Here is a 3,158-nt window from a genome sequence, read left to right on the forward strand (position 1 = left end):
CTGGTGGCCTGGATCGAGACCTTCCAGGGCTACGTCGGCGAGGTGCTGCTGGCTGACGCCAATCCTCTGCTGACCGCGCTGCTGGCCGACGGCATCATCGGCGGTGTGGGCGCTGTCGTGGGCTTCCTGCCTCTGGTTATGATCATGTATTTCCTGATCGCGCTGCTGGAGGACTGCGGCTATATGTCCCGCGTTTCGGTGGTTCTAGACCCCATCTTCAAAAAGGTAGGTCTTTCCGGCAAATCGGTCATTCCCTTTGTTATCGGTACTGGTTGTGCCATCCCCGGCGTTATGGCCAGCCGTACCATCCGCAACGAGCGTGAGCGCCGTGCTACCGCTATGCTGACTCCTTTCATGCCCTGCGGCGCAAAGATCCCCGTGATCGCCCTTTTTGCCGGCGCATTCTTTGACGATGCGGGCTGGGTGAGTTTTACCATGTACTTCACCGGCATCGTTCTGATTTTCCTGGGTGCTCTGCTGGTCAACAAAATTGCCGGTTACAAGAACCGCAAGTCTTTCTTCATCATCGAGCTGCCCGAGTATAAAGTTCCCTCTCTGCTCTTTGCCCTGAAAGCTATGTGTGCCCGGGGCTGGGCCTACATCGTAAAGGCCGCCACCATCATTCTGCTGTGCAACACCGCTGTGCAGATCATGCAGACCTTCAACTGGAGCTTCCAGGTAGCAGAGACCGCTGATAGCTCTATTCTGGCTTCCATTGCCCATCCCTTTGCATACCTGCTGGTGCCCATTGTCGGTGTCCTCAGCTGGCAGCTGGCTGCCGCGGCCGTCACTGGTTTCATCGCTAAGGAGAACGTGGTTGGTACTCTGGCTGTTTGCTTTGTTGGTCTGGAGAACCTTATCGACACCGATGCTCTGGAAATGATGGAAGGTGCCGGCGCTGAGGTAGCAGGTGTTATCGCTATTACAAAGGTTGCTGCCTTGGCCTATCTGATGTTCAATCTGTACACGCCTCCCTGCTTTGCCGCCATTGGTGCCATGAATTCTGAGATGAAGAGCGCCAAGTGGCTTTGGGCTGGCATCGGTCTGCAGCTGGGTACCGGTTATACTGTGGGCTATCTCGTATACCAAATCGGTACCCTGATTACCACTGGTTCGGTGGGCGTAGGCTTTATCCCTGGTTTGGTTGCAGTGGTTGCTTTTGCTGCTGTACTGGTTTATCTGTGCACGAAGACTGAGAAGGACCTGAAGCGTGAATATGCGCTGAGTGGAGCAAATGCGTAATGATTGATTACATTTTAATCGCAATCATTTTGGTGATTGTTGCAGCAGCAGCTTTTTATGTTTACAAAGCAAAAAAAAGCGGAAAGAAATGTATTGGGTGTCCGGATGGCTGTTCGGCATGCAATGCAAAAAAGAATGGTTCCCATTGCAGCTGCGGCGAGCATAAACATAAGTAATACAGGACAAAAAGCTGCGGTTCTCCAATAGGGGGAGCCGCAGCTTTTCTTAGAAAGATCACAACAAGAACCCGAAGAGAAAACATATCTGTATCTTAATATAAAAGACTAGCTTTCGCTTTGACAGTCATATGGAGAAATGATACCATGGCAATAGTTAGCCGATACTAACTATTGCTTTTACCTTGATGTTAGTTTGAACTAACCGCGTGGGCTTCTGATGAATCCTGCGGCTATAAATTAAAGAGCAGAAGGACGGGAGGTTTTGTGAAAAGCAAACGTGCCACAGAAGACTATGTAAAAACTATTTACCAGCTGTCACAAAAGGGAAAGGTTCGTTGTTGTCAGATAGCTAAGTGTTTGTCTGTGTCCCGGCCTACGGCATTGATGTCGATTAGAATTCTTTCGGAAGAGGGGCTGGTATATCAGGATGACCTCAAAAATATTTATCTGACCGAGAAGGGGATAAAATTGGCGCAAAAAGTGGAGGCCAAGCATCGAGTACTATATGAGTTGTTGGTTATGGTTGGAGTTGATGAAGAAATCGCTTCCAGAGATGCATGCAAAATGGAACATGGGCTTGGAGAAGAGAGTTTTTTGGCTTTGCAATCGCTGGTTAGAGATCCTGATTAAGTGACTGAGTGTTTTGCACTTATTTGGAAATGAGGACGGGGTATGTTAATTGAATGTCTGAAGAAGGATATACAGGCAAGTGCAGTCCGGCTCGATGATATACCAGGGATTTACATCTGTCGGTTTAAAGGGGCGGGAGTATCCGATAAAATTCTACTCCCTTTTCCTATGGAGAAAACTCCACGGTTTGTTGAAGCTCTCTTTTGCACTGAAGGCGAAATCATCATACAGCGTGCGAACGATATTCCGTACAGGGCGGTAAAAGGAAATGTTCTGCTTTTGACTAATATGACAGAGTATACTTCGATCAATATCAGCAAAAACATGCAAGGAATTCTGGTAGCAATCGATAACTGCCGAATTAGTAAACAATTTTTTTCTCTCTGCGATATTTTAAAATTAGACCTGGAACAATTAAAATCTGAAATGAGGGAGTGGCCCGAGAGTATAATAATCGTTAACAATAGCTGGACACAGTCCCTGTTTGAGCTCTTGGACTTTATGCCTGAGGAAGCGGCCGGAAAGTATTGCTTTTTGAAATCTTTGGAACTGTTGTATGTTCTGTCTGCAAGGAATTGCGGAGAAAGCGGTAATGATCGGGCTGAAGAAAGTAGGCGTATGTGCCGAAGTGTATTGGATGCCAAACGATATATGGAGGAGCACTTATCTGAGAAGATCACCATAATTCAATTAAGCAGAATGCTTTCTGTTTCGCCTACCTATTTGAAGGCGGAATTTCGTCGCATACACGGAATGTCTATTCACCGCTGGCTGATGGAATTACGTATGCGGAGAGCCGAAGAATTGATTTGCTGTACGGATCAGCCTATTTACCAAATTGCACAAGAAGTCGGATACGAGGGTATGAGTCAATTCAGTACGGTTTTTAAAAAGCATTATGGCGTTACGCCGGGACAATTTAAAAAAATGTCAAAAACCATAACAAGGTGTCCGTTTCAATAATGACAGGCAGAGAAGGCCCATGTATAATAATTGGACACTCAACACCATCTTGATGCAAAAGACCTGCTAATAAAAGTCAAGTAGAAATTTCAGATTTTTTAGGGAGGCGAAAAATGCAATACAAAATCAAGCCGCTGAGCATCT

At 46.7% G+C, this 3,158-nt stretch carries 4 protein-coding genes; all 4 read left to right on the plus strand.

The genetic code is table 11. The features are described from left to right. A partial coding sequence (locus ABGT74_RS10080; RefSeq protein WP_346705430.1) for a ferrous iron transporter B occupies positions 1–1,242 on the plus strand: 1,242 nt, incomplete at its 5' end. After that, positions 1,242–1,418 carry a FeoB-associated Cys-rich membrane protein gene (locus ABGT74_RS10085; protein WP_140401656.1) on the plus strand — a complete coding sequence of 59 codons (177 nt, stop codon included), beginning with the start codon at positions 1,242–1,244 and terminating at the stop codon, positions 1,416–1,418. The genes ABGT74_RS10080 and ABGT74_RS10085, both read left to right, overlap by 1 nt. A 267-nt stretch (positions 1,419–1,685) precedes the next feature. Further along, positions 1,686–2,051, plus strand: coding sequence for a metal-dependent transcriptional regulator (locus tag ABGT74_RS10090; RefSeq protein WP_058964343.1), 366 nt, complete (start codon positions 1,686–1,688; stop codon positions 2,049–2,051). Between the two features lie 42 nt (positions 2,052–2,093). Continuing rightward, entirely contained in the window at positions 2,094–3,014 is a 921-nt protein-coding gene (locus tag ABGT74_RS10095; protein WP_058964342.1) for an AraC family transcriptional regulator, read from the plus strand. Positions 3,015–3,158: the final 144 nt, after the last annotated feature.

It is taken from the genome of uncultured Agathobaculum sp. (genome assembly GCF_963927765.1).
GTDB lineage: Bacteria > Bacillota > Clostridia > Oscillospirales > Butyricicoccaceae > Agathobaculum.

Coding starts and splice junctions, on each gene's coding strand:
- ABGT74_RS10085 (WP_140401656.1), top strand. CDS start 1,242: ATGATTGATTACATTTTAATCGCAATCATTTTGGTGATTGTTGCAGCA.
- ABGT74_RS10095 (WP_058964342.1), top strand. CDS start 2,094: ATGTTAATTGAATGTCTGAAGAAGGATATACAGGCAAGTGCAGTCCGG.